The organism is Streptomyces showdoensis (genome assembly GCF_039535475.1).
GTDB classification, from domain to species: domain Bacteria; phylum Actinomycetota; class Actinomycetes; order Streptomycetales; family Streptomycetaceae; genus Streptomyces; species Streptomyces showdoensis.
The window spans coordinates 737,887-762,447 of sequence record NZ_BAAAXG010000026.1; the positions used below are offsets into that span (position 1 = coordinate 737,887).

The 24,561-nt window shown below is 74.5% G+C and carries 24 protein-coding genes; 11 read left to right on the forward strand and 13 right to left on the reverse strand.

The annotated features are described in order from the left end of the window. Window positions 1-5: 5 nt before the first annotated feature. Complete coding sequence (locus tag ABD981_RS15900) at window positions 6-1,196, reverse strand: glutathionylspermidine synthase family protein (protein WP_046912090.1); 1,191 nt, start codon at window positions 1,194-1,196, stop codon at window positions 6-8. 7 nt (window positions 1,197-1,203) lie between these two features. Continuing rightward, the gene (locus tag ABD981_RS15905) at window positions 1,204-1,494 is read right to left on the reverse strand and encodes a hypothetical protein (RefSeq protein ID WP_046912089.1); all 291 of its coding nucleotides are present in this window, start codon (window positions 1,492-1,494) and stop codon (window positions 1,204-1,206) included. A 111-nt stretch (window positions 1,495-1,605) separates the two neighbouring features. Between ABD981_RS15905 and ABD981_RS15910 the strand changes: the two genes are divergently transcribed. Further along, on the forward strand, window positions 1,606-2,442 hold the full coding sequence (locus ABD981_RS15910) for a DMT family protein (RefSeq protein ID WP_046912088.1): 837 nt from the start codon (window positions 1,606-1,608) through the stop codon (window positions 2,440-2,442). 120 nt (window positions 2,443-2,562) lie between these two features. Here ABD981_RS15910 and pdxR read toward each other — a convergent pair whose 3' ends face one another. Next, window positions 2,563-3,969, reverse strand: a complete 1,407-nt coding sequence (pdxR, locus tag ABD981_RS15915) for a MocR-like pyridoxine biosynthesis transcription factor PdxR (protein ID WP_046912087.1) — start codon at window positions 3,967-3,969, stop codon at window positions 2,563-2,565. 47 nt (window positions 3,970-4,016) lie between these two features. Between pdxR and ABD981_RS15920 the strand changes: the two genes are divergently transcribed. Beyond that, entirely contained in the window at window positions 4,017-4,529 is a 513-nt protein-coding gene (locus ABD981_RS15920; protein WP_046912086.1) for a carboxymuconolactone decarboxylase family protein, read from the forward strand. Further along, entirely contained in the window at window positions 4,526-5,251 is a 726-nt protein-coding gene (locus tag ABD981_RS15925; RefSeq protein ID WP_046912085.1) for an isocitrate lyase/PEP mutase family protein, read from the forward strand. Before ABD981_RS15920 ends, ABD981_RS15925 begins: the two co-directional genes overlap by 4 nt. Here the strand turns inward: ABD981_RS15925 and ABD981_RS15930 are convergent. The 6 genes from ABD981_RS15930 to ABD981_RS15955 all read right to left on the reverse strand — a co-directional run bounded on the left by ABD981_RS15930 (window position 5,241) and on the right by ABD981_RS15955 (window position 11,180). Continuing rightward, window positions 5,241-6,116 (reverse strand): hypothetical protein, encoded by an 876-nt coding sequence (locus ABD981_RS15930; RefSeq protein WP_123955220.1) that lies wholly within the window; start codon window positions 6,114-6,116, stop codon window positions 5,241-5,243. The genes ABD981_RS15925 and ABD981_RS15930 overlap by 11 nt on opposite strands. Window position 6,117: 1 nt before the next feature. Continuing rightward, the gene (locus tag ABD981_RS15935) at window positions 6,118-6,519 is read right to left on the reverse strand and encodes a hypothetical protein (protein ID WP_046912084.1); all 402 of its coding nucleotides are present in this window, start codon (window positions 6,517-6,519) and stop codon (window positions 6,118-6,120) included. After that, window positions 6,512-8,158, reverse strand: a complete 1,647-nt coding sequence (locus tag ABD981_RS15940) for a hypothetical protein (protein ID WP_240495485.1) — start codon at window positions 8,156-8,158, stop codon at window positions 6,512-6,514. Before ABD981_RS15940 ends, ABD981_RS15935 begins: the two co-directional genes overlap by 8 nt. Window positions 8,159-8,429: 271 nt before the next feature. Next, window positions 8,430-9,419 (reverse strand): malate dehydrogenase, encoded by a 990-nt coding sequence (locus tag ABD981_RS15945; protein ID WP_046912082.1) that lies wholly within the window; start codon window positions 9,417-9,419, stop codon window positions 8,430-8,432. Window positions 9,420-9,747: 328 nt separating this feature from the next. Next, window positions 9,748-10,317: a DUF3017 domain-containing protein gene (locus ABD981_RS15950; protein ID WP_345529610.1), complete on the reverse strand. Its 570-nt coding sequence runs from the start codon at window positions 10,315-10,317 to the stop codon at window positions 9,748-9,750. 2 nt (window positions 10,318-10,319) lie between these two features. After that, window positions 10,320-11,180: a bifunctional methylenetetrahydrofolate dehydrogenase/methenyltetrahydrofolate cyclohydrolase gene (locus ABD981_RS15955; RefSeq protein WP_046912477.1), complete on the reverse strand. Its 861-nt coding sequence runs from the start codon at window positions 11,178-11,180 to the stop codon at window positions 10,320-10,322. A 236-nt stretch (window positions 11,181-11,416) separates the two neighbouring features. Between ABD981_RS15955 and ABD981_RS15960 the strand changes: the two genes are divergently transcribed. Further along, window positions 11,417-12,004 carry a hypothetical protein gene (locus ABD981_RS15960; protein ID WP_046912476.1) on the forward strand — a complete coding sequence of 196 codons (588 nt, stop codon included), beginning with the start codon at window positions 11,417-11,419 and terminating at the stop codon, window positions 12,002-12,004. 76 nt (window positions 12,005-12,080) lie between these two features. On the opposite strand, the gene ABD981_RS15965 is transcribed toward ABD981_RS15960, so the two are convergent. Continuing rightward, window positions 12,081-13,520: a DUF2079 domain-containing protein gene (locus ABD981_RS15965; protein WP_046912475.1), complete on the reverse strand. Its 1,440-nt coding sequence runs from the start codon at window positions 13,518-13,520 to the stop codon at window positions 12,081-12,083. Between the two features lie 185 nt (window positions 13,521-13,705). Between ABD981_RS15965 and ABD981_RS15970 the strand changes: the two genes are divergently transcribed. The 5 genes from ABD981_RS15970 to ABD981_RS15990 all read left to right on the forward strand — a co-directional run bounded on the left by ABD981_RS15970 (window position 13,706) and on the right by ABD981_RS15990 (window position 18,348). After that, window positions 13,706-14,449, forward strand: a complete 744-nt coding sequence (locus ABD981_RS15970; protein WP_046912474.1) for a hypothetical protein — start codon at window positions 13,706-13,708, stop codon at window positions 14,447-14,449. Further along, window positions 14,446-15,837: a protein kinase domain-containing protein gene (locus ABD981_RS15975; RefSeq protein WP_345529614.1), complete on the forward strand. Its 1,392-nt coding sequence runs from the start codon at window positions 14,446-14,448 to the stop codon at window positions 15,835-15,837. The genes ABD981_RS15970 and ABD981_RS15975 overlap by 4 nt, the downstream gene beginning before the upstream one ends. Window positions 15,838-15,985: 148 nt before the next feature. Further along, window positions 15,986-16,861 (forward strand): M23 family metallopeptidase, encoded by an 876-nt coding sequence (locus tag ABD981_RS15980; protein WP_123955291.1) that lies wholly within the window; start codon window positions 15,986-15,988, stop codon window positions 16,859-16,861. Window positions 16,862-16,958: 97 nt separating this feature from the next. Then, window positions 16,959-17,849, forward strand: coding sequence for a hypothetical protein (locus tag ABD981_RS15985; protein WP_131723956.1), 891 nt, complete (start codon window positions 16,959-16,961; stop codon window positions 17,847-17,849). 37 nt (window positions 17,850-17,886) lie between these two features. Then, complete coding sequence (locus ABD981_RS15990; protein WP_046912418.1) at window positions 17,887-18,348, forward strand: hypothetical protein; 462 nt, start codon at window positions 17,887-17,889, stop codon at window positions 18,346-18,348. 70 nt (window positions 18,349-18,418) lie between these two features. Here ABD981_RS15990 and purH read toward each other — a convergent pair whose 3' ends face one another. Next, window positions 18,419-19,981, reverse strand: a complete 1,563-nt coding sequence (purH, locus tag ABD981_RS15995; protein ID WP_046912419.1) for a bifunctional phosphoribosylaminoimidazolecarboxamide formyltransferase/IMP cyclohydrolase — start codon at window positions 19,979-19,981, stop codon at window positions 18,419-18,421. Beyond that, a complete protein-coding gene (purN, locus tag ABD981_RS16000) occupies window positions 19,959-20,585 on the reverse strand; it encodes a phosphoribosylglycinamide formyltransferase (protein ID WP_046912420.1) in 627 nt (208 codons plus the stop codon). Before purN ends, purH begins: the two co-directional genes overlap by 23 nt. Window positions 20,586-20,802: 217 nt before the next feature. Between purN and ABD981_RS16005 the strand changes: the two genes are divergently transcribed. Then, entirely contained in the window at window positions 20,803-21,531 is a 729-nt protein-coding gene (locus tag ABD981_RS16005; protein WP_046912421.1) for a hypothetical protein, read from the forward strand. 1 nt (window position 21,532) lies between these two features. Here the strand turns inward: ABD981_RS16005 and ABD981_RS16010 are convergent, their stop codons facing one another. After that, entirely contained in the window at window positions 21,533-23,086 is a 1,554-nt protein-coding gene (locus ABD981_RS16010) for a cell division protein PerM (RefSeq protein WP_240495499.1), read from the reverse strand. 117 nt (window positions 23,087-23,203) lie between these two features. On the opposite strand from ABD981_RS16010, the gene ABD981_RS16015 reads away from it, so the two are divergent. Next, window positions 23,204-24,460, forward strand: a complete 1,257-nt coding sequence (locus ABD981_RS16015) for a sigma factor-like helix-turn-helix DNA-binding protein (RefSeq protein WP_345529624.1) — start codon at window positions 23,204-23,206, stop codon at window positions 24,458-24,460. The last annotated feature ends 101 nt before the right edge of the window (window positions 24,461-24,561 follow it).

The window sequence follows — 24,561 nt, forward strand, 5'->3', positions numbered from 1 at the left end:
GGCCCTCAGAGGATGACGTGGGGGAGGAAGCGGGCGTACCCGTCGGTGATCGGGCCCGCCGACTCCCTGATGCCCAGGCCCGCCGCCTCGTCGCCGACCGTCCACGCGCCGAGCACCACCCGGTTGCCGTCGAAGTCCGGCAGCGGGGCCAGCTCCTGGTAGCAGCAGGGCTCGTCCCGTACGACGGGCGCCTCGCCCGGCTGGTGGAGCGTGACGCCGTCGCCCTCGCGGCCGAGCAGCGGCTTGGCCGCGTAGCCGGGGCCGGTGGCGGCGGCGAGTTCACGCGGTCCGTCGAGGTGGGCGGCCAGCAGGTTCGGGTGGCCGGGGTGGAGCTCCCAGAGGATCGCCAGGAGCGCCTTGTTGGAGAGCAGCATCTTCCACGCCGGCTCGATCCAGCAGGTGGTGCCGGTGCCGCCGCCGTTGTCGAGGGTGTCGAGGACGTGCGGGCCGAACCGGTCCGTGGTCAGCCACTCCCACGGGTAGAGCTTGAAGCAGGCGCGGATGAAGCGGAGCCGGTCGTCGACGAAGCGGCCCGAGATCCGGTCCCAGCCGATCCGCTCGACGGAGAGCGCCGCGGTGTCGAGGCCCGCCTGCTGGGCGGTCTCGCGCAGGTACGCGACCGTCATCAGGTCCTCGCCGAGCTCGTCACCCTCGGAGTGGACGAAGTGCACCGGGCTGCCGGGCGGGAGGAGAGGGGCCTGCCTCCTCCACGCGTCGACCAGGCGCTCGTGCAGCGAGTTCCACTGGTCGGCGCCGGGGAAGCGCTCCTCCATCCAGAACCACTGCGGGCTCGCCGCCTCCACCAGGGAGGTCGGGGTGTCCGCGTTGTACTCCAGCATCTTCGCCGGGCCCGTGCCGTCGTAGCGCAGGTCGAACCGGCCGTAGAGGGTGGGGAGTTCGTCCCGGCGGCGCCAGGACTCGGCGACCAGCGCGGCGAGCCGGGGGTCGGTGATGCCGAGCTCGGCGAACCGGTCCTTCTCGACGATGTGCGCCGCCGCGGCCAGGCACATCGCGTGCAGCTCCTCGACGACCTCCTCCAGGGCCTCCACCTCGGGCAGGCTGAAGGAGTAGTAGGCGCTCTCGTCCCAGTACGGGCGGAGGGAGTCGTCCGGGTAGCGGGTCAGGGGGTAGATCAGGCCCTGCTCCTCGACCGTCCGCTGCCAGTCGGGGCGGGGCTCGATGCTGTGGCGCTCCATGCGGGGATCAGCCGCCGCCGGAGCCGGAGTGGTGGCCGCCGAAGCCGCCCGAGTCCACGGCCGCCTTGTCGAAGCTGCCGCCGCTCACCTTGCCGCTGCTGACCGAGCCGCCGTAGTAGTAGCGGCCGCTGGAGCTGGAGCCGCTGCCGCTGCCGGATTCGCACGTGTAGTCCGGCAGCTCCTTGTACGTCACCGGGTCGATGCAGCGGCGGTCGGGTTCCGAGCCGCACGCCGTCAGAGTCGCCGCGAGCACGCTCACTCCGCCGAGTACCACCGTGCCCGACCTCAGCCTGCGCATGTCCCGTCCTCCCCTGCTCTCCCCTGTGCCTGTCGCGACCGCACAGTGTAGGCCCGGCATGCGCGGCCGTCGGATGCCCGTCGCACTAGAGTCCCTTTCGTGCTTCTTGGGATGGTGTGTGCGCTCGGGTCCGCCTTCTGTTTCGGGGCCGCGTCGGTGCTGCAGGCGCTCGGCGCCCGGGCCGCCGAGCCCGGCACGGGCGGCGGGGTCGACGTGGCACTGCTGTGGCGGGCGCTGCGGCAGTGGCGGTACGTGGCCGGGCTCGGCATGGACGGGATCGGCTTCGTCCTCCAGGTCGTCGCCCTGCGCACGCTGCCGATCTACGCGGTGGGCGCCTCGCTCGCGGCCAGCCTCGCGGTGACGGCGGTGATCGCCTCGCGGGTGCTCGAGGTGCGGCTCAGCCGGATCGAGTGGGCGGCCGTCGGCGTGGTCTGCCTCGGGCTCGCGATGCTGGCGCTCGCGGCCGGGCGGGAGGGCCACGAGGGCACCGGCTCGGCGGCGCTGCAGTGGGGGCTGCTCGTGGCGGCCTTCGCCGTCCTGGCGGTCGGCGCGGCGGCGGGGCGGCTGCCGGAGCGGCCGCGCGCCCTGACGCTGGGCCTCGCGGCCGGTTTCGGCTTCGGGGTGGTGGAGGTCGCGGTGCGGCTGATCGACTCGGTCGACTTCACGAACCCGGCGCTGTACGCGCTGCTGGTCGGGGGCGGGGCGGCGTTCCTGCTGCTGACCTCGGCGCTGCACCGGGGCTCGGTCACCACCGCGACGGCGGGGCTCGTGCTGGGCGAGACGATCGGGCCGGCGGTGGTGGGGGTGGCGTGGCTCGGGGACGAGACGCGCGAGGGCCTCGGCTGGCTCGCCCTCCTCGGCTTCGCCGTCGCGATCGCCGGCTCCCTCGCCCTCGCCCGCTTCGGCGAGGCCCCGACCACCGCACCACGACCGGAGGCGGCGGGCTGACGCGCGAGGAGCTCGGCGCCCCCTGGGCCCTGTCCGGAAAGCAGGGCCGGGCGGGACTTTCCGGACACGACCTGGGTCGTGCCCTTCGGATCAGGCCGGGCCCGCTCCGAAAGGCACGGCCTACGGCAGCACCCTGCACAAGGCCTCCAGGGCGCTCGGCCAGCCGCTGTCGGTCGGGGTGCCGTAGCCCACGATCAGCGCGTCCGCCGCCGGGGGCGTGTCCGGGTGGCGGAAGCGGTCGATGCCCTGGAGGGCCAGGCCCTGGAAGGCGGCCGCACGGGCGACCGAGGCCTCGGAGCCCGGAGGGAGTTCGAGGACCGCGTGGAGCCCGGCCGCGATCCCGCTGATCCGGGTCCCGGGCGAGCACGCGGCCACCGCCGCCACGAGCTGGTCGCGGCGCCGCCGGTAGCGCAGCCGCATCGCCCGCACGTGCCGGTCGTACGCCCCCGAGCCCAGGAACTCCGCGAAGGTCAGCTGGTCCGTCACGCTCGACACCCAGTCGACCGCCCCCTTCGCCTCCGTCACCTCGCCGACCAGGTGCTCCGGCAGCACCATCCAGGCCAGCCGCAGCCCCGGCGCGAGGGACTTGCTCGCGGTGCCGAGGTAGACGACGCGGTCCGGGTCCAGTCCTTGCAGGGCGCCCACCGGTTGCCTGTCGTAGCGGAACTCGCCGTCGTAGTCGTCCTCCAGGATCAGACCGCCGGACGCCCGCGCCCAGTCGACCGCCGCCGCCCGCCGGTCCGGCTGGAGCGCCCCGCCCATGGGGAACTGGTGGGCGGGGGTCATCAGGACCGCCGCGACCCCGGTCATCGCGGCCAGCTCCTCGGTGCGGGTGCCCCGCTCGTCGAAGGGGAGCGCCGGGATGCGCAGGCCCGCCCGGGCCAGGATGTCCCAGTGGACGTCGAGGCCGTACGCCTCGACCGCCACCTCCTTCGCCCGCCGCGCCCTCAGCACCCGCCCCATGAGCATCAGCCCGTGCACGAACCCGGAGCAGACCACGATCCGCTCCGGCCGCGCGTACACGCCCCGCGCCCGGGCCAGGTACTCGGCGAGCACCGTGCGCAGCTCGATCCGGCCGCGCGGATCCCCGTAGCCGAAGGCCTCGTTGGGCGCGGCCATGAGCGCCTTGCGGGAGGCCTTGAGCCAGTCGGCGCGCGGGAAGGACGCCAGGTCGGGGGTGCCGGGGCGCAGGTTGTGGGTGGGCTTCCCGGTCGGGGAGTGCAGGGGGGCGCCGGGGCGCGCCGGGGCCGGACGGCGCGGCACCGAGCGGCGGGCCACCCGGGTGCCCGAGCCCTGCCGCGCGGTCAGCCAGCCCTCCGCGACCAGCTCCGCGTACGCGTCGGCGACCGTGTTGCGGGCCACCCCCAGGTCGGCGGCGAGCGAGCGGGAGGACGGCAGCCGCACCCCCGCCTCCAGACGCCCGCTGCGCACCGCCTCGCGCAGGGCGTCCATCAGCCCGCTGCGCAGGCCCTGCCCGCCCAGCTCCAGATGCAGGTCGGACCCGAAAGTGGACCAGTCGTTCGCCATGGAAATGGACCATACCCGGGAGCCATCCGGCTCGTACGGTGATCTGTATGACGACCACGACGCAGCACGGCGAGCAGACCGCCTACGCCCACGAGCACGCCCCCCGCCTGGCCTTCGCCGAGCGCCACCCCGAGTTCTACAAGGCCATGGTCGGCCTGGAGATCGCCGCGTCCAAGCACGTGGACCCCACCCTCTACGAACTGATCAAGATCCGCGCCTCGCAGATCAACAACTGCGGCTTCTGCCTGGACATGCACACCAAGGACGCCCTGGCGGCCGGCGAGACCGTGCAGCGGATCGTCCAGCTCTCCGCCTGGCGCGAGTCGCGGCACTTCTACACGGAGCGCGAGCTGGCCGCCCTCGGCCTGACCGAGGCCGTCACCGTGCTCACCGACGGCTTCGTGCCCGACGAGGTGTACGCACGGGCCGCCGAGCACTTCGACGAGACCGAGCTCGCCCACCTCATCGGCGCCATCACGGTCATCAACTCCTGGAACCGGATCGGCGTCAGCACCCGGATGGCCCCGGGCCACTACACCCCGGGGATGTACAAGCGGTGAGCCGCGCCGAGGAGTTGCGGGCGCTGCACGCCGGCGGGCCGGCCGGCGGACGGCCGCTGGTCCTGCCGGGGCCCTGGGACGCGGCCTCCGCGCGGGTCTTCGAGGAGGCCGGGTTCCCGGCCCTGGCCACGCCGAGCGCGGGGATCGCCGCCGCGCTGGGCCACGAGGACGGGCGGACCCCGGCCGACGAGATGTTCGCGGCCGTGACGCGGATCGTCCGGGCCGTCTCCGTCCCGGTCACCGCCGACCTGGAGGCCGGCTACGGCCTCTCCCCGAAGGAGCTGGTGGCCCGGGTCCTGGAGACCGGCGCGGCCGGCCTCAACCTGGAGGACTCCGACCGTACGCACGGCCTCCGCGACCCCCGCGAACAGGCCGAACGGCTCGCCGCGGTCCGCGCGGAGGCCGGACCCGCGCTCTTCGTCAACGCCCGGGTGGACACGTACCTCCAGGGAGGGACCGTCGAGGAGGCCGCCGCCCGCGCCCGCCTCTACACGGAGGCGGGCGCGGACTGCGTCTTCCCGATCCTCGCCCCGGCCGGGGACCTGCCCCGGCTGCGGGCCGCCGGGATCGAGGGGCCGGTCAACTTCCTCGCCCGGCCCGGCGATCCGTCCTTCGCCGAGCTGGGCCGGCTCGGCGCCACCCGGATCACCTTCGGGCAGGGCCTGCTCCTGCGCGCCCTCGCCGGGACCAGGGAGATCGCGGCCGGACTGCTCACGGCCTGAAGAACTCCAGGGCCGTGGTCAGCGTCCCGCGCTGCTGGGGCCAGTCGGTCTCCGGTCCCGCGACCAGGATCGCGTGCTGCCGCCCGTCGGTGCCGGTGAACGCCCGGTCGACCACCTTGCGGCGCCCTTCCTCCCGGTCGTACGCGTACACCAGCTCGGCCGCGTCCCCCGGGCCGGTCCGCTCCAGGCTGAGCTCCTGGTAGCCCGGCTTGGCGGCGAGGTTGCCGGACGTCTGCCGCAGCGATTCGTACGGCGGGGTGCCCGGGGCCGCGAGGGTGAAGATCTGGACCAGGCTCTTCCCGTCGGGCGAGTGGTAGAAGACGCCCTCGGTGGCGGAGGAGGTCCGGTTCCAGTTCACCGGAACGGCGATGGTGAAGCCCTCCGGGTCCTCGACCGTGTGGAAGCCGGGCGGGGGCTCGCGGTCCGTGGCCGCCGGACCGCCCGACGGGGACGCGGGATCGGACGGCGTGCCGGAGTCCTGCCCGGACGACGGGCCCGGTCCGTCCGTCGCCGTGCTCGTCACCGCCGGCGGACCGGCGGTCCCCTTGCCGTCGCCGTCCCCGCCCCACACCAGCCAGCCGCCGACGCCCCCGGCGGCCAGGACCGCGGCCACGACCCCGGCGACCACGGCGTGGCGCGAGCGGCCGGACCCCGGCACCGGGCCGGGCACCGGTCCCGGCGACGGGACCGCGGTCGGGTCGTACGACGGGGGCGCCGGGGGCGGCGGCGGCCGCAGCGGCAAGGGCTGGAGCGACGCCGACGGCGGCTGGGGCGGCACGGGGCCGCCGGGGGCCTGCGTCTCCTGGACCGGCTCCCAGCTCTGCGTCGCGTCGTTCCAGCGGGCCCCTCCCCCGTACCCGCTCATCTCATCCTCCGAGCAGGGCGCCGACGGCCTGGCCGACGGCGACCCCCGAGGCGAGGATGCCGGTCACGGCCCCGGCGTCGGTCAGGGCCTGGCGCAGCCGGGTCAGCCGGCCCGGGCCCGCGGCGCCCGTGCCCTCGATCTCGTCCTCGGCGTCGGAGAGTTCGGCGTCGAGGGCGGCCGTCTGCTCCGAGGCGACGACTCCGCCGAGGTCGGCGCGGAGCCGGCGGACGGCCTGGAGCAGCTCCTCCTGCGCGGGGTCGCGCTCGGGCCCCGCGCCCCGCACGGTGTACGCGACGGTGTTGTGGTCGCCGACGGTGACGTTGCCGTGGGTGTTGGTGATGCTGATGCCGCCCGCCGCGGGCCCGCTCCGGCCCCGGTCCTGGTCCTGACCCTGGTCAGCCACGGTCGCCTCCGGTCCTCGTCGTGTGGAAGGTCTTGCTGGTGACGGTGTTGTGGTCGCCGATGGTGACGTTCCCCCTGGTGTTCTCGATGAACGTGCCGCCCTCGGCGACGTGCACGATCTTCTGCTCGAACTCGGCGGTCTCGTAACCGGCCCGGCGCAGGGCGACGGTGACGCCGTTCACCACCCGGTCCTGGACGGTCTTCAGGTAGCGGCTGATGTCCATCTCGTGGAAGAGGGAGGCCTCGTCGTCGGAGCCGAGTTCGCGGACCGAGACCCGCGGCCCTTCGGCCAGGGCCCCGGCGTGCCCGCCGGTGGTCTGCCGCCACAGGTGGGCGAGGGCCCGGCCGAGCGTGACGAGGGCCTGTCCGGCCGAGCCGGGGGCCTGGCCGAGCGCCCAGACGGCCTTGCCGAAGTGGTGGTTGTGCCGGTAGCGGTGGGCGATCCGGTCGGCGTGGCGGTAGAGCCGGGCGACCGGCCGCAGGACGTGCGGGGCGACCTCCAGCATGAGCATGCCGCCCTGGGTGTGGACCCGGACGAAGACGGTCGTGACGATCTCCTCGCCCCAGCCGCCGACCCGGATCCGCAGGAAGTGCCGGCGGACCTCGCCGCCCTCCTCGATGGCGCCGGAGCGGTGCAGTTCGAAGCCCTCGGCGGTGTACGGGGCGGCGGCGCGGGCCGGCAGCCCGTCGGCGGGCAGGAAGACGATCTCGTCGATCTCCAGCTCGCGCAGCCGGTCGCGGACGGCGGCGGCGAGGTGCGGGGAGCCGTGCCGGGAGGGCACCCGCAGGGCCTCCACGAGCGGGACGATGTGCCGCATGATCGCGCTGTTGTCGAGCGGTTCGGGCGTGCGTCCGTCGAGGTCCTCGCGGGGCCGCAGCTCGACGGAGAGCGACCAGGGCTCGTACGGTTCGCCCGCGCCGCAGAACGGATTTTCGTAGCGGTACATCACGAGCCGGGAGTGCTGTTCGATCCCGATCCGCTCGCGCAGCCGCCGGAAGCGGGCGCCCTGGAACCGCTCCGCGGGGTCCGCGGCGTGGTCGTCGAAGCGCCCCTTCGCCAGCTCCTCGGTGAGCGAGCGGGCGAACTGGCCGCGCTGGGTGGCCACCGCCCAGGCGAGCAGCGGCGGGACGGCGAGGGTGAGCCAGACCTCCAGGCGGCCGACGTCCCACAGCTCCTGGCCCGCACCGATGAGGGAGGGGCCGAGGTACTGGCCCCAGTCGCCGAGCTCGCCGAGCAGTTCCCAGCGGGTCTCCTCGCCGGCGAGGGCCAGCACGAGGAGGAGCAGGACGGTCTGGAGCAGGGTGAGCCGCCCGTACCAGCGCAGGAGGAAGGCGGGGACGGTCCGGAAGGGGGGCGCCTGGGCCGAGCGGCCGCGGACCCAGCGGGCGATCCCGAGCAGCAGGAAGGGCGGCACGAAGAACATGACCAGGCCCTTGGTCACCGGGAAGGCGATGATCCACAGGGCCAGGATCCCGGCGGCCCAGCCGAGTTCGATCCGGCGGGCGCGCAGGGCGTGGGCGAGGACGCGGCCCGCGTCGATGCCGAGGGAGGGCGCGGCGACGCGCTCCTCGTGGAGGTAGAGCTCGTCGATGACGGCGTCGCGGAAGCGGCCGTCGAGGTAGGTGCCGGCGCAGAGCATCCGGGTCGCCTCGCTGGCGGCGGGCGCGCGACGCGGGTCGCCGGCGGGTGATGGCGGCTGTGGTGGCGGGGACGGTGGTGGTCCGGGTTGCTGAGGTAAGAACGACTGCGCCATGGCTCCCCCGATGGTGTCGAACTGTGCAAACGCGCGGCCGAGTTGCCGTCCGGGCCGCGCGAGGGGACAGCATAGAACGCACGGTGCCCCCGGCCGAAGGGCCGGGGGCACCGTGCGCTGAAGGAGCGGGTGGGCTCGGATCAGTCGCTGATCAGATTCAGATCAGGCCGAGCTCGCGGACCGCGTCGCGCTCCTCGGAGAGCTCCTTGACGGAGGCGTCGATGCGGGCGCGGGAGAACTCGTTGATCTCCAGGCCCTGGACGATCTCGTACGCGCCGTCCTTGCAGGTGACGGGGAAGGAGGAGATCAGGCCCTCCGGGACGCCGTAGGAGCCGTCCGACGGAACGCCCATGGAGGTCCAGTCGCCCTCGGCGGTGCCGTTGACCCAGGTGTGGACGTGGTCGATGGCGGCGTTGGCGGCGGAGGCCGCGGAGGACGCGCCACGGGCGTCGATGATCGCGGCGCCGCGCTTGGCGACGGTCGGGATGAACTCGTCGGCCAGCCAGGCCTGGTCGCCCACGACCTCGGCGGCGTTCTTGCCGGCGATCTCCGCGTGGAAGATGTCCGGGTACTGGGTCGCGGAGTGGTTGCCCCAGATGGTGAGGCGCTTGATGTCCGTGACCGAGGAGCCGGTCTTCTGGGCCAGCTGCGTCAGGGCGCGGTTGTGGTCCAGGCGGGTCATCGCGGTGAAGCGCTCGGCCGGGACGCCCTTGGCGGCCGACTGGGCGATCAGGGCGTTGGTGTTGGCCGGGTTGCCGACGACCAGGATCTTGACGTCGTCGGCGGCGTGCGCGGCGATGGCCTCGCCCTGCGGCTTGAAGATGCCGCCGTTGGCGGCGAGCAGGTCGCCGCGCTCCATGCCCGGGCCGCGCGGGCGGGCGCCCACGAGCAGACCGATGTTGGCGCCCTCGAAGCCCTGGTTCGGGTTGTCGAAGATGTCGATGCCCTTGAGCAGCGGGAAGGCGCAGTCGTCGAGCTCCATCGCGGTGCCCTCGGCGGCCTTGACGCCCTGCGGGATCTCCAGGAGGCGGAGCTTGACCGGCACGTCCGCGCCGAGCAGGTGGCCGGAGGCGATGCGGAAGAGCAGCGCGTAGCCGATCTGGCCGGCCGCGCCGGTCACGGTGACATTCACGGGAGTGCGGGTCATGGCGATCTCCGTAAGACAGCTGGCGGTGGGGGTCCCTGCCCCGGGTGCGGGATACCCCTCTTGATCGATCCTTGTCTCGATGTGAAGAGATATCCGTCGGTCAGGCTATCCGACCCGGGCCCCCGGGAATCCCCGACCCCTTGTGGGACGGCTCACTGCCACCCGCGTACCGGAACGGTCACCTCCGTGCCACAAGGGTCCGGCAGCCCTTGAACGGGCGTTGGCGGGTACATGACCCTTGATCGCAGCGGCGCCCGTCCTCCCTCGGGGGAGAGGACGGGCGCCGTGGCACGTACGCGTGCACGTACGGGGTGCGGGGTGCGGGCGGCTACGTCACCGTGAGGTGGAGGACGTCCTCCAGGAACGGGATCTTCAGCCAGGGCTGCGGCTGCACCATGAGCGCGAGGAACACGATCAGGGCGCCCATCACCCCGTACGTGATCATGTCGGTGAAGCGCGAGCGCACGGCGAGCATGCCCACCGACGGCAGCGTCCGGCGCAGCACCGCGCCGGTCAGCAGCGCGACGCCGACCAGCAGCGTGCCGACCCGGAACGCCTGCGGGAACAGGTCGGTGCCCACGATCAGCAGCCCGAGCGCGGCCGTCCCGAGCACGGTCAGCAGCGGCCACTGCCGCGCGGGCGCCGGGGCGTCCCCGGGAGCCGCCCGGCCGCCGCCCTCGGGGCGCACGGTCCCGGTGGTGAGCGTCGCGCGGGGGTGGCGGCGCGGGGCGCCGGCGGGGGACGCGTCCGTCGCCGGAGCGTCCGCCGGGTCCGCGTCGGCGGCGCCCCGCGCCGCGCCGGTCGCCGCGGCCGCCCACGCGGGCGCCTCCGCCGGGACCACGGCCTCCGACTCCGCCGCGGCCCCGGTCGGCTCCTCCGAAGTGCCGGAGGGGGGCACGGTCAGAGCACCCCGGCCGCGCGCTCGGCGGCCTCGACGACGTTGACCAGGAGCTGGGCGCGGGTCATCGGGCCGACGCCGCCCGGGTTCGGCGAGATCCAGCCGGCGACCTCGGCGACACCGGGGTCGACGTCGCCGAGGATCTTGCCCTCGCCGTTGCGCGAGACGCCGACGTCGAGCACGGCGGCGCCCGGCTTCACGTCCTCCGGCTTGATCAGGTGGGGCACACCGGCGGCGGCGACGATGATGTCGGCGCGGCGCAGGTGCGCGGAGAGGTCGCGGGTGCCGGTGTGGCACTGGGTGACCGTCGCGTTCTCGGAACGGCGGGTCAGCAGCAGCGGCATCGGGCGGCCGATGGTGACGCCGCGGCCGACGACCACGACCTCGGCGCCGTTGATCTCCACGCCGTGCTCGCGCAGCAGCCGGACGATGCCGTACGGGGTGCAGGGCAGCGGGGCGGGCTCGTTGAGGACCAGCCGGCCGAGGTTGGTCGGGTGCAGGCCGTCGGCGTCCTTGGCCGGGTCCATCAGCTCCAGGATGCGGTTCTCGTCGATGCCCTTGGGCAGCGGCAGCTGGACGATGTACCCGGTGCAGTCGGGGTCCTCGTTGAGCTCCCGGACGACGGCCTCGATCTCCTCCTGGGTGGCGGTGGCGGGCAGTTCGCGCTGGATGGAGGCGATGCCGACCTGGGCGCAGTCGCGGTGCTTGCCGGCGACGTACTTCTGGCTGCCCGGGTCGTCGCCGACCAGGACGGTGCCGAGACCGGGCGTGACGCCCCGCTCCTTGAGGGCCGCCACACGGGCGGTCAGATCGGACTTGATCGCGGCTGCGGTGGCCTTGCCGTCGAGAATCTGGGCGCTCATGCGGCCATCCTCCCGGATGACCCCCGCCTGTTTCCAATTCGGAACCGAACGTTGCACTTGCACAACTCCGCTGCGTATCGACTGGACAAGCAGTCGCCGGATTGACGACGATGATCCGCGCAGTGCCGCGGGCAGTGCCGGGGGGCAAAACCGCTCAAATGTGGTGAAACACATAGTGAAAATTCCTCCGCGCGGACCGCGTCGTCCCCGCACAGAATCCACGGAGGAACCCCTCGATGAGCTACGGCGAACCGAACAACCCTTACGGCCAGCAGCCCCAGGGCCAGCAGCCCGGCTACGGCTACCCGCAGCAGACCCCCCAGGGCGTCCCGCCGCAGCAGGGCTACGGCTACCCGGCCGCCCCGCCGGTCAACCAGTACGGCGGCTTCCCGGCCGGCCCGACGGAGATGCCGGGCGGGGTGAAGGCGGCCCGCGTGATGCTGTGGGTCATCGGCGGCCTCAACCTGCTGGGCGGCCTGGGCGCCATCGCCTTCTCCTTCGCGCTCGACAGCGAGCTGGAGAAGTCCGGCGCGTCCTCGGCCGACGCGGAGGCCTTCGCGAACCTGGGCCAGGGCCTGATGATCGGCGTCGGCATCTTCTCGATCATCTTCGCCGTCCTCGGCATGGTCCTCGCGGCCAAGTTCAAGTCCGGCGGCAACGGCGTGCGCATCTGCTCCATCGTGTACGCGTCGTTCATCGTGCTGTTCAGCATCTTCTCGCTGCCGCTGGGTGTCGTCAGCATGGCGCTGGGCGTCATCATCATCGTGATGTGCGCCAAGGGCGACGGCTCGGCCTGGTTCAACCGCCAGCGCCAGCAGTACTGATCCTCGGCGATCCCCGTACGACGGAGGGGCCCGGTTCCTGGACGGAACCGGGCCCCTTCGTCGTACGCGCGGCGGCCTAGCCCCGCTTCAGGACCACGAACTGTCCCGCCTGGGCGGCCACCTCGTAGCGCGCCTCCGGGTGGAGCTGGGAGGCCAGCTGGACCGGGTCGGTGATCGGCTGGGACCAGCCCGAGTTGAGGTCCAGGGCGAGGTAGTCGGGGCTCACGCCGGTCGCTCCGCCGACCCAGTAGACCGTGTGGTCCGCGGTCAGGTGCGCCATGAGCGTCACGTTGGTCTCGACGCTGGACCCCTCCGGCACCGCGGCCACCGCGCGGCGCGCGTCCAGGGTGCGGGCGTCGGTGCGGTACGTCTCGGAGCGGAGCAGCTCGCGCAGCGGCAGGTCCAGGGCGTGCACGACGGCGATCGCGGTGACGACGGGGACGGCGACCTTCCCGTACGCGACGAGCCAGGGGCGCGGCGAGCTGCGCACCGCGCGGACCGCGTCGACCAGGGCGAGGAAGACGACGGGCATGAGGATGGCGCTGTAGTGCCAGATCATGCCCCAGTGGTTGGGGTCCTGGGAGAGGAAGCGCCAGGCGAGCGTCGGCAGGACGAGCAGCATGAGCGGGGAGCGCAGGGCGAGGAAGCCGGTGATGCCGACGAGGAAGAAGACCATCTCCCACTTGTCGCCGGGACCGAAGGCGCCGAAGACCGAGTCGAGGAAGGTGACGTCCGCGCCCTCGCCGGTCTTCTCGATCTTGGCCCAGTAGTCGTACTGGCCCACCTTGCTCGCGGCCGGTATGAGGACGAGGACGGTGAGGGCGAAGAAGGCCACCCCGAATCCGGCCACCGCGGCGCCGAGCCGCTTCTGCCCCTTCACGAAGAGGACCGCGCCGACCATGGCGACGGTGAGCCCCATGTCCTCCTTGACGAGGACCAGGGGCGCGGCCCAGGCGACGGCGGCGGTCCAGCGGCCGAGGAGCAGGGCCCGGCAGGCGAGGGCGAGCAGCGGGACCGCGAAGGCTATCTCGTGGAAGTCGGACTTGACCGCCTCCTGGAGGCCCCAGGAGAGGCCGTACGCGACGGTGAGGCCGATGCCGGCCGCCCGGCTGCCGAGCACCTGCTGGGCGGTGCGCCCGACGACGGCCGCGGAGGCGGCGAAGAGCGCCGCCTGGGCGAAGAGGAGGGCGAGGGGGGAGGACCAGACCCAGTAGAGCGGCGCGAGGAGCGCCGTCACCGGGCTGAAGTGGTCCCCGAGTATGAGGAAGCCGGGGCCCTTGATGTCGACGATCGGGGCGCGCAGCTCGGCGTACGCCCGGACCGACTGCTCGAAGATCCCGAGGTCCCAGGACGGGTTGCGGAACTGCGTGTACTGCACCCAGGAGTACAGGAAGTACAGGGCGCCCAGCACGCCCGCGATGATCGCGTACGGACGCAGGGGCGCGGGCGCGAGACCGCCCGGCGGCCCACCGCGCGCCTCGGGGGCGGAGGCCTCCGCCACGGATCCGTTCTGCATATCCAGCACCGCGCCCCCATGGACCAGCCGCCGACAAAAGAGCAACCCATTAGACCAGAGTCCCCCGACCGCCGGACGGGGCCGCGGGCGGGAGCCCGTGGCGGGCACTCCGCCGCGTTCGCCGTTCGTTTATCAGCGGTTCCTAGCCTCTCCTCGCTAGGCAGACCTCGGGGAAGGAAAGCGCCGTGTACAGCATCATCGTGGTGCCCGCAGACCGCACGAGCCCGGACGGCCAGCTCAGGATGGCCCCCGGGGACCGGCTCCACTTCGGGCGGGCCGCCCCGCACCCGGAGAGGGGGCAGGTCCGGCACCTGGACATCCCGCATCCCGGTGTCTCCCGCTCGGCCGGCGAGATCGGCGCGACCGGCAGCCACTGGACGCTCAGCAACTTCAGCCCCACGGCCACCTACGTCGTCGAGAACCCGGAGGGGGCGGGGGAACACATCAAGATCGCGCCCGGCCGGATCGCGGCGCCGGTGCCCTTCGAGTTCTCCCGGGTCGTGCTGCCGGCCGGCGGCGACCTGATCGACTTCGCGGTCTGGGCGCCCCGCCACGACTACGTGGAATCCGTGCCGGGCAGCGCGGGCGGCGAACCGACCGTCCTCGCCTTCCCGCTCGACCGCTCCAAGCGCTACTTCCTCGTCCTCGTCGCGCTGTGCGAACCGCGGCTCCGCGGCACCCCGCACGCCCCGCTCCCCACCGTCGACGCCGTGACCGACCGGCTGCGGCCCGTCTGGCCCGCCGCCAACCGGGCCGCCGTGCAGTGGAACATCGACTACCTGGCGGTGAAGCTCCGCCTCAAGCCGGGCCCCGAGAGCGCGGCCGCCGGCCCCCGGCTCAACGGCAAGAAGGAGTCCCTGGTCTCCCTGGCCCTCCGCTTCGACCTGGTCCGCGAGGACGACCTCACGGCCCTGGCGGCGTCCCGGTGACCGGGTTCCCGCTGACCGTGGACCCGGGCTACCGGGTCGGCGGCTGGACGGTCGAACACCCGCTGGGCTCGGGCTCGTTCGCCAGCGTGTACGCCGGGCGGCGGGAGGCCGCGGAGGACCGGGACGACCGGGGCGACCACGAGGACCGGGGCGCCCCCGGCGACGGGACGGTGCCGGACCGGGTCGCGCTCAAGTTCCTGCCGACCGGCACCTGCACCCCGCGCGGCCTGCGCCACCTCAAGGACCTCGTCGAGCGCGAGGTGGAGCTGCTGAGCCGGTTACGCGCCCCGCGGCTGATCGTGCTGTACGAGACGCTCACCGTCGACGACCCCGCCAGGCCCGAGCTCGACGGCGCGACCGTGCTCGTCCTGGAACGGGCCGAGTGCTCCCTCCACTCCCTGCTGGCCGGCCCCGAACCGCCCGCCGACGGCCCCGACCTGCTCGTCCAGATCTGCGAGGGGCTGCACCAGCTGCACGACGCCGGCTGGGTGCACGGCGACCTCAAGCCGGGCAACGTCCTGCTGATGGCGGACGGCGGCGTGCGGCTCGGCGACTTCAGCACCGCCGGCGAGCTGGAGGGCACCCACGCCTACACGCCCGGCTTCGCCACCCCCGACTACACGCCGCCGGAACTGCTCTGGACGGAGACCGGCGCCCGCGGCATCCGGATCCGCCCGAGCAGCGACATCTGGGCGTACGGCGTCCTCGTCCACCTCGTCCTCACCGGCACCCACCCGCTCCCGGGCGGCACCGCCGCGGCCCGGCGCGACGCGGCCGTCCGCTACGCCCGCGGCGACGAGGACCTGCGCCTCTCCCCCGCCCTGCCCGAACCCTGGCGGCGGATCGTCACCGACTGCCTGAGCCGCACCCACGAGTCCCGGATCCCGCACGACGCCACCGTCCTGCTGGAGCGGGTGCGGCAGGCGGCCCAGGGGCGGCTGCCCCGGCGGCCCGGACGCCGGCGCGCGGCGGCGCGCGGGGCGGCCCTGGTCGCCGCGGGTGCCGCGCTCGGCCTCGGCGCGGGGCTGCTGTTCTGGAACGGGCCCGCGGACCCGGGCTACGAGCGCTGCACGCCCGGCGCCGTCTGCTTCTTCACCCAGCCGGGCGGCAAGGGCGACATGTGCGTCTGGCAGGGCGGCGCCATGGACTGGGCCACCCAGGCCTACCGGTGCTCCGCCGTGACCTCCGGGACGGTCAGCTCGGTGTTCAACAACGGCTTCGGACCGGCGGAGGGCACCCTCCTGCCGGACCTGGAGTACTACGCGGGGACCCACCGCCAGGGGCTCATGGGCTGTCTGCCCCAGGGCACGCGGCTCGACTTCAAGAGCCCCGTGCGGCCCCGCTCCCACGAGTGGACCTCGCACTGCACCGCACCCTCGGAACTCTGAGTACGCCCCGGGCGGCCGCTCCGGAGACGGTGGACCGGCTCCGGCCCGTGTGCGGGCAGCCCCCGCGCACGGCACCCGCAGCCGCACGCGTACCCGTACCCGTACCCGCCCCCGTACGCGTTCCGTACCCAGGAAGGTGACCGTACGCATGTCCTTCGCACCGCTGCGCGCCGCCCTCGCGACGCTCGTCGCCCTCGCGGCCGTCCTCGTCCTCGGCCTCGGCACCGCCGCGGGCACCGCGCGCGCCGCCGCGCCGCCCGCCGGAAAACCCGCCTTCCAGCTGCCCTTCGCCTGCGGGACGACCTGGCAGCTCGACACCTGGGGCCACGATCCGGCCGTCGACATCATGGCCGAGGGCAACCCCGGCTCGGACGGCCGACCCGTGTACGCCTCCGCGCCCGGCACCGTCTCCGCGGCGTACTGGGACGCGGGCTCGGGCAACACCCTCCAGATCAGCCACGGCAACGGCTGGTTCACCGCCTACTACCACCTCCAGGAGGCCCCCGACACGTACGTGCGCACCGGGCAGGCCGTCACCGGCGCCACGCTGATCGGCACGGTCGGCAAGACCGGCCGGAACTCCGGGAACTGGGCCCACCTCCACTACGAGCAGCGCTACCGCGCCTCCGGCGGCTTCACGGACGAGCGCGACCGCGTGCCGGTCCACTTCGACGGCGTCGAGTACAGCGGCGCCCAGGCCGAGTGGCCCTCCGTCACCAGCCGCAACTGCGCGTCCCCGCAGCCCTGGAGCGGCTGCCCGGCCGGCCACGTCTGCTTCTGGTCCGGCACCGGCGGCACCGGCACGGTCTGCACGACCGCCGTGAACGTCCCCTCCAGCACCTGCGGCCTGCGCCGGTCCTTCTTCAACAACGGCGACCCGCAGCCCGGCTACGACCACGCCTACGTCACCTTCGCCGAGGGCGGCTCGCAGTGCCTGCACCACGGCTGGGCGGAGGGCCGCGGCGACTTCCCCGCGGGCGGACGCACGATCAGGTCCGTGACCTGGGGCGGAGAGTGCCCCTAGGAGTTACGAGGTACCCGGCGGCTCCCCCGGGGCCGATGGTGTGACCGCGCCGCGAAGAGGCGGCGCGGTCACCGGGGCCGCCTCAGGGGGGACGACGATGGAACGCCTGCTCCGACGGGCCGGCGCGGCCGTGGCGGCGCTGCTGGCGACGGGTGCCTGTACGGCTCCGGCGCCCGCACCGCCCGCCGCGCCGCCCGCCGCACCCGCCCGCGAACTGACCCAGGCCGAGCGGCTGCGCGTCTCCGACGCGACCGAGGTGCTGCTCCAGCGGTGCATGCGCCGCGCGGGCTTCTCGTACTGGACGAGCCCCCGGCTCAGCCTGGAGGAGAGCCGCCCGTCCGACTACGTCAACGACGACGTGGAGTGGGCGCGGAAGCACGGCTACGGCAGCCGCATCCAGGCGGCGGCGGACCGCTACCGGCGCACCAACCCGAACGGTGCCTACCGGGAGGGCCTCTCCCCGGAGCGCCGCCGGTCCTACGACGAGGTCCTCGACGGCGGCCGCCGGGCACGGTTGCTCACCGCCCGGATCCCCGGCGGCACCGCGTCCGTCCACAAGCGGCTCGGCGGCTGCTCGGAAAGCGCCGAGCGGGAGCTGTACGGCGACCCGGACGCCTGGTTCCGCGCCGACAAGACGGTCACCAACCTGCAGCCGCTGTACGTCTCCCGGATCCTGCGGGACGAACGGTTCACCACCGCCCTCGCGGCCTGGGCCCGGTGCATGGAGCGCGCGGGCTTCGGCTACGCCGATCCGTCGGCGGCCCGCGAGGCGACGGCCCGGACCGCGGACTTCGCCGCCGAGACGCGCACCGCGGTCGCCGAGGCCCGCTGCGCCCGTGAGACCTCGCTGGCCGCGGTGGCCCGCGAGCGCCAGTCGCACTACCTGGACTCCCTGCGCGGCACGTACGGGGGCGAGCTCGACGCCCACCGCCGGATGGAGCGCAGGGCCTCGGAACGGGCGGCCGGCATCACCGGCCCCCGGACCTGAACGACCCGTCCGCACCACCGACACCAAGGAGCACAGCATGCGCAGGTTCGGCACGTCCCTCGCCGCCCTCGGCCTCGCCGTCGCGGGCCTCGTCGCGCCGGCCGCGGTGGCGGAGGCCTCCGCCACGGGCACCGCGAGCAACCACTGCAACGACATCTGGCCGGGCCGCAACGGCTACGTGTACGCGTACGACGGCGCGTACTGCTACACCCAGCTCGGCCGCGCCGCGGGCGACGACGCGGACTGGAACGCGGCGGGCGGCGGCTTCGAGAACGCCGGGGACAAGGCCTCGTCCGTGCTCAACGCGGGCTACACCGGCAGTTACTCCATCGTGCAGTTCCACTACCTGACCGGCTACGCCGGCGGCTACAACTGCCTGAAGGCGGAGGAGTTCTTCGTCGACGACCTCTCCCGCAACACCTTCAGCAGCGGCTACACCATGAACAACAACATCCGCTCCCACCGCTGGGTGAACGGCTGTGACCGCTGGATGAGCTGACCCGCACGGCGAGGGCCCGCCGGTACGCGTCACGCGTACCGGCGGGCCCTCGGTCCTCCGAGCCCCGGGCTCAGTGGAAGAAGTGGCGCGTCCCGGTGAAGTACATCGTGACGCCGGCCTTGGCCGCGGCCTCGACCACCAGCTCGTCGCGGACCGAGCCGCCGGGCTGCACGACCGCCTTCACACCCGCGGCGGTCAGGATCTCCAGGCCGTCCGGGAACGGGAAGAACGCGTCGGAGGCGGCGTACGCGCCGCGCGCCCGCTCCTCGCCGGCCCGCTCGACGGCCAGCTTCGCGGAGTCGACCCGGTTGACCTGGCCCATGCCGACGCCGACCGAGGCACCGTCCTTGGAGAGCAGGATCGCGTTGGACTTGACCGCGCGGCAGGCCTTCCAGGCGAAGGCGAGCTCGGCGAGCTCCTCGGCGGAGAGCGCGTCGCCGGTGGCGAGGGTCCAGTTCGCCGGGTCGTCGCCCTCGGCCTGGAGGCGGTCGGTGACCTGGAGCAGGGCACCGCCGTCGACCGGCTTGACCTCGACCGGGTTGGCCGGGGCGCCCTCGGCGCGCAGCACGCGGATGTTCTTCTTCTTGGCCAGGACCTCGACCGCGCCGTCCTCGTACGCCGGGGCGACGATGACCTCGGTGAAGATCTCGGCGACCTGCTCGGCCATCGCGACCGACACCGGGCGGTTGACGGCGATGACGCCGCCGAACGCGGAGAGCGGGTCGCAGGCGTGCGCCTTGCGGTGCGCCTCGGCGACGTCGGCGCCGACCGCGATGCCGCACGGGTTGGCGTGCTTGATGATCGCGACGCACGGCTCGTCGTGGTCGTACGCGGCCCGGCGCGCGGCGTCGGTGTCCGTGTAGTTGTTGTAGGACATCTCCTTGCCGTGCAGCTGCTCGGCCTCGGCGAGGCCGCCCGTGCCGTCGACGTAGAGCGCGGCGCCCTGGTGCGGGTTCTCGCCGTAGCGCAGCACGTTCTTGCGCGCGTAGGTGGCACCCAGGAAGTCGGGGAAGCCGCTGTCGTCCGCCGCGGCGTAGTCGTCGGCGAACCAGGAGGCCACGGCCACGTCGTACGCGGCGGTGTGCTGGAAGGCCAGGGCGGCGAAGCGCTTGCGCTGGGCCAGCGTGAAGCCGCCCGCCTTGACCGCGTCGAGGACCGCGGCGTAGGCGCCGGGCTCGGTGACGATGGCCACGGACGGGTGGTTCTTGGCCGCGGCGCGGACCATGGAGGGGCCGCCGATGTCGATCTGCTCGACGCACTCGTCCGGGGTGGCGCCGGAGGCGACGGTCTCGCGGAACGGGTAGAGGTTCACGACGACCAGGTCGAAGGGCTCGACGCCCAGCTCGGCCAGCTGCTCGCGGTGCGACTCCAGGCGCAGGTCGGCGAGGATGCCGGCGTGCACGCGCGGGTGGAGGGTCTTGACGCGGCCGTCCAGGCACTCGGGGAAGCCGGTCAGCTCCTCGACCTTGGTGACCGGGACGCCGGCCGCGGCGATCTTCGAGGCGGTGGAGCCGGTGGAGACGAGCTCGACCCCGGCCTCGTGCAGTCCGAGGGCCAGCTCTTCGAGCCCCGTCTTGTCGTAGACGCTGACCAGCGCGCGGCGGATGGGCTTAACGGTGTCGTTCACCGACATGAACCTTTCGTCCCTCAATGCTGTAGCCGTTGCGGGCGAGCTGCCCCACGACCTCGACGAGCAGCGAGCGCTCGACGTCCTTGATGCGCTCGTGGAGCGCGGCCTCATCGTCCTCGGCCCGGACCTCGACCACGCCCTGGGCGATGATCGGGCCGGTGTCGACACCGTCGTCGACGAAGTGGACGGTGCACCCGGTGACCTTCGCCCCGTAGGCGAGTGCGTCACGCACGCCGTGGGCACCGGGAAAACTGGGGAGCAGCGCCGGGTGGGTGTTCACCACGCGGCCGCCGAAGCGGGCGAGGAACTCCTTGCCGACGATCTTCATGAATCCGGCCGAGACGACGAGGTCCGGCGCGTACGCGGCGGTGGCCTCGGTCAGCGCGCGGTCCCACTCCTCCCGCGTGCCGTGGTCCTTGACCCGGCAGACGAAGGTGGGCAGCCCGGCGCGCTCCGCCCGCTCCAGCCCGGCGATCCCGTCGCGGTCGGCCCCGACCGCGACGACCTCGGCGCCGTACCCCTGGGGATCGGCGGCGATGGCGTCGAGCAGGGCCTGGAGGTTCGTGCCGGAGCCGGAGACCAGGACGACGAGGCGGGCGGCAGCCACTGGGTCACTCTTTCCGTGGTGTTTGTGCGGTCGTACGAACGAATCGCATCCCGCGATACGGGGAACCCTACGAAGGGCTCGGCCGTCAGCAACGATACCGGCACACCGGACGGCCCCCACGGGACGGGGGCGGGGCCGGGGGGTAGCGTCAGGGTCCGACGACACGCCACAGCAGGCCACACCCGCGCACGACAGACAGAGGGAAGACGTCCAGCACATGCCGGATCGCCAGTCCACGAACGACAACAACCCGTTCGCGCCGCCGCCGGAGGGGCGGCCGGACCAGCCGTGGCAGCCGCGGCGCCCAGAGGGCGCCGAGGGCCAAGACGGCGGGGAGGGCGCGCAGGGCCCGGCGGGCGGGCCGGGCTGGAGCAGCAGCCAGCCGGGGCGTTCCTCCGACGGCTTCGGCCGCCGCCCCGAGCAGCCCTCCGGCGGCCAGGGCGGCGGACCGGGCGGACCCGAGGGCGGCCAGGGCCCGGGCCTGCGCTGGGATCCGACCGACCCGGCGCAGCGGCGGGCGCGGTACGCGGTGCTCTCGGGCATGTGGGCGTTCTTCTTCGCGATCTTCAACATCCCCGAGCTGGCCCTGCTGCTCGGCGCCCTGGGCCTGTACTGGGCGATCAGCGCCCTGCGCACCCGGGTCAAGACGCCCGGGACCCCCGCGAACGCCGCGAACCCGGCGGGCCCCGCGCACCCCGACGGGCCGCCCACGCCGGCCCAGGTCGCGGCGGCCGCCGGAGCGGCCCGCTCGAAGCGGACCTCGGCCGTCAGCGGCCTGGTCGCGTCCGCGGTCGCCCTGGCGATCGTCGCGAGCGGCTTCGCGATGCACCTCGTCTACCGGGACTTCTACGAGTGCCGGGACGACGCCCTGACCAAGCAGGCCCAGCTGGCCTGCAACGACCTGCTGCCGAAGCCGCTGCAGGACACCTTCGGGGTGCGCGAGTAGGTCACGTCCCCGCGGCACCGGTCTCGGGCTCCGGCGCCGCGGGCGGGGTCGCCGGCGGTGCGGGGGGCCCGGCGGCGGGCTCCCAGGCCGCGGGCAGGAAGCCGTAGCCGTCCTGGCCCGTGCCCTCGTCCAGGTCGTCGAGTGCCTCCAGGGCGTCCAGGGCCGCGAGCGCGCCCGCCGGGGCCGCCGGGGCCGCCTCCTCGGCCGCAGGGGCACCCTTGCCCGCGCCCGGGGGCTCCGTCACCCCGGCCGGTACGGGCAGGGGGCCGACCGCCGCCCCGGCCCCGACCGGCACCGGGACCGGGACCGGCTTCGCCGCCTCCTTGCGCGCAGGCCGCGGCACCCGACCGCGCAGCCCCCAGGCCCGCACCGCGAGCGCCGTCGGCACGCCGAGGGCCGAGCCCCACAGCACCGCCGCCGCGCCCGCCGCCCACCACACCGGACCGAAGGCGTCCAGCCGCCCGGCACCGAGCGGGCCGCCCGCCGCCGCCGCGAGCAGGGCGACGGCAGCCCCGCAGGCCCAGGAGGCGACGAGCGCGGCCTGGACCGCCTCCCGGGCCGACCAGCCGCGGGCGGCACGGCCCACCAGGCGCCCGAGCAGCAGCACGGCGGTGACCGGGACCGCCGCGGCCGTCCAGTGCAGCCACGTGCCCCGGCCCTCGGCCGGGAGCGCGGCGAGCAGCGGGAAGTCGGGCAGGGCCGGGGTGCCGGTGAAACCGAGCGGGGTCACCAGGGCACCGGTACCGACCGAGAAGCCGGGGCCGAGGCCGTACGCCGCGCCCCACACGACGGCGTTCGGCAGCAGGGCCAGGACCAGCAGCAGCACGGCCGCCCGCCCCGACCACTCCCCCGCGAGGCCGTAGAGGGAGGCCTGGGCGTCGCCGGCGTGCCAGAGCAGCGAGGCCGCGGCGAGCACCGCGCCGCCGCCGAGCAGGACGGTCAGCGCGAGCCCGGCGGCGCGCAGGGCCACGACGGTCTCCGTCCGGCCGGGCAGCGGCCTGCCCTGTGCCGTCCAGGCGCCCGCGGCGGCCGCCGCGAGGACGGACAGGGGGGTCACGACCCCGGCGGTGACCAGGTCGGCGGGCAGCCTCCCGCTCTCCGTGTAGACCACGACCATGGCCGCGACCAGCAGATATCCCCCGGAGACGGCGGCCACGGCCCCGGCGGGGGACGGCACGGGGCGTCCGTCGTCGGTGTCGAGGGTGTCCCGGGCGGCCCGGTGCGCGAGCCACAGCGGCAGGACCGTGAGCAGCAGCGGGGTGACGCCGAGGGGCGCGGGGGCCCCGGCCGTCGTGTCGGTGCGGAGCAGGTCGGCGCCGTGGGCGAGCAGCCAGAGCCCGGCGGCCGTGTGCAGGGCCCCGCCGGGGCCGCTGTCCGGGAACGGGGAGGCGATCCAGGCCGCCGTCACGAGCACGGCGAGCGCGCCGAGCCCGAGGCCCGCGGCGACGCCGCCGCGCACGAAAGCGGTGGCCAGGGCGGCGGAACGGGCCCGCTGGGCCGGGGCGTCGGGTGACAACGGCGGGCGGTGCTCGGTCACGTGCGTCACGGGGCCCATGCTGCCAGCGACACGCGGTTTGCCCTCGTAACAGGCGAATGGCCGTTGTGTCGCTCAAGATACGTTTATGTACTTTTCGGCCCAGAGCCGCACCGGCTGCACGGGAGGTCGACACCGATGAGCCCGACGACTCCGACCGTCCCGCTGCCCTCCCCCAAGGAGCGGCGGCGCCTGCGCGAGGCCCTCTCCCTGAGCGAGGACCAGGTCGCGGAGGCCATGGGCGTGACCCGCGCCACCGTCCGCTCGTGGGAGACCGGGCGCAGCGCTCCCCGGGGCCGCAAGCGGGAGGCGTACGCCAAGCTGCTCGGCGTGTACGAGGAGCCCACGGCGCCGCGTACCGAGAAGCCCGCCCGCCCGGCCCCCTCCGCGACCCGCCCCCGCCCGGCCGCCAAGGGCATCGCCCGGCCGCCCAAGGCCCCGGCACCGGCCGCCCCGGCGCCCGTCCGCCCCCCATCCCACCAGGAGCGGCTGAAACCGGCCCCGCAGCCCGTGGTGGACCCCGTGCAGCCCGCACGGCCCGCGGTGGAGCCGGCGAGGGAGCCGGTCGCCGCGGTTCCGGTCGCCGCGGAGCCCGGACTCACGCCCGAGCAGGCCTTCGACGCGCTGTACGCGCACGCCGCGCCCGGCCTGGTCCACCAGACCTATCTGCTCACCGGGCGCCGCAGCCTCTCCCGCGAGTCCGTCGAGCACGCCTTCCAGCACGCCTGGCAGCACTGGCCCGAGGTCGCCGTCGACCGCGACCCGGCGGGCTGGGTGCGCGCCGCGGCGTACGAGTACGCGCTCTCCCCCTGGCACCGCTTCCGGCGCCGCCACCGGCATCCGGACGCCGCGCCGACCGAGGCCTCCCGGCGCGCGCTGCTCACGGCGCTCCTGGAGCTGCCCGCGCCGTACCGCCGGACCGTGCTGCTCTACGACGGCCTCGGCCTCGACCTGCCCGAGACCGCGGCGGAGACCGAGGCCAGCACCCCGGCGGCCGGCAACCGGCTGCTGCACGCCCGCACCGTCCTCGGGCAGCGGGTACCCGGGCTCGACGACCCCGCGGCCCTGCAGCGCAGGCTGGGCGCGCTCGTCGCGGAGGCGCCGACGGCGACCCTGCCCGCGGCCCGCAGCGTGCGGACGGGCTGCGAGCGGCGGAGCCGGCTGCTGACCCGGGCCGTCTTCGGGGTGACGGCGGCGCTCATCGGCGTCACCGCCTTCACCGTGTCGACCGCGCCGACCCAGTACATCCCGGTGAACGCGCCCGGCGAGATCGTCGAGGGCGTCCCGGTCCGCGGCGGCCCGCAGAAGCTGCGCCCCGAGGACAGGGAGCTGCGCGACCGGCTGCGCTCCGAGCCGAACCCCGGCCCGGAGCGCCTGATCCCCCGAGCGGAGTAACGCCGGGCGACGGTCGCCGGGCGCACGCGAGCGGGCCCCGCCCCCACCCGGTCTCCCGGGAGGGGCGGGGCCCGCTCGTCTCACGGCCCGGAGGCCGCGTA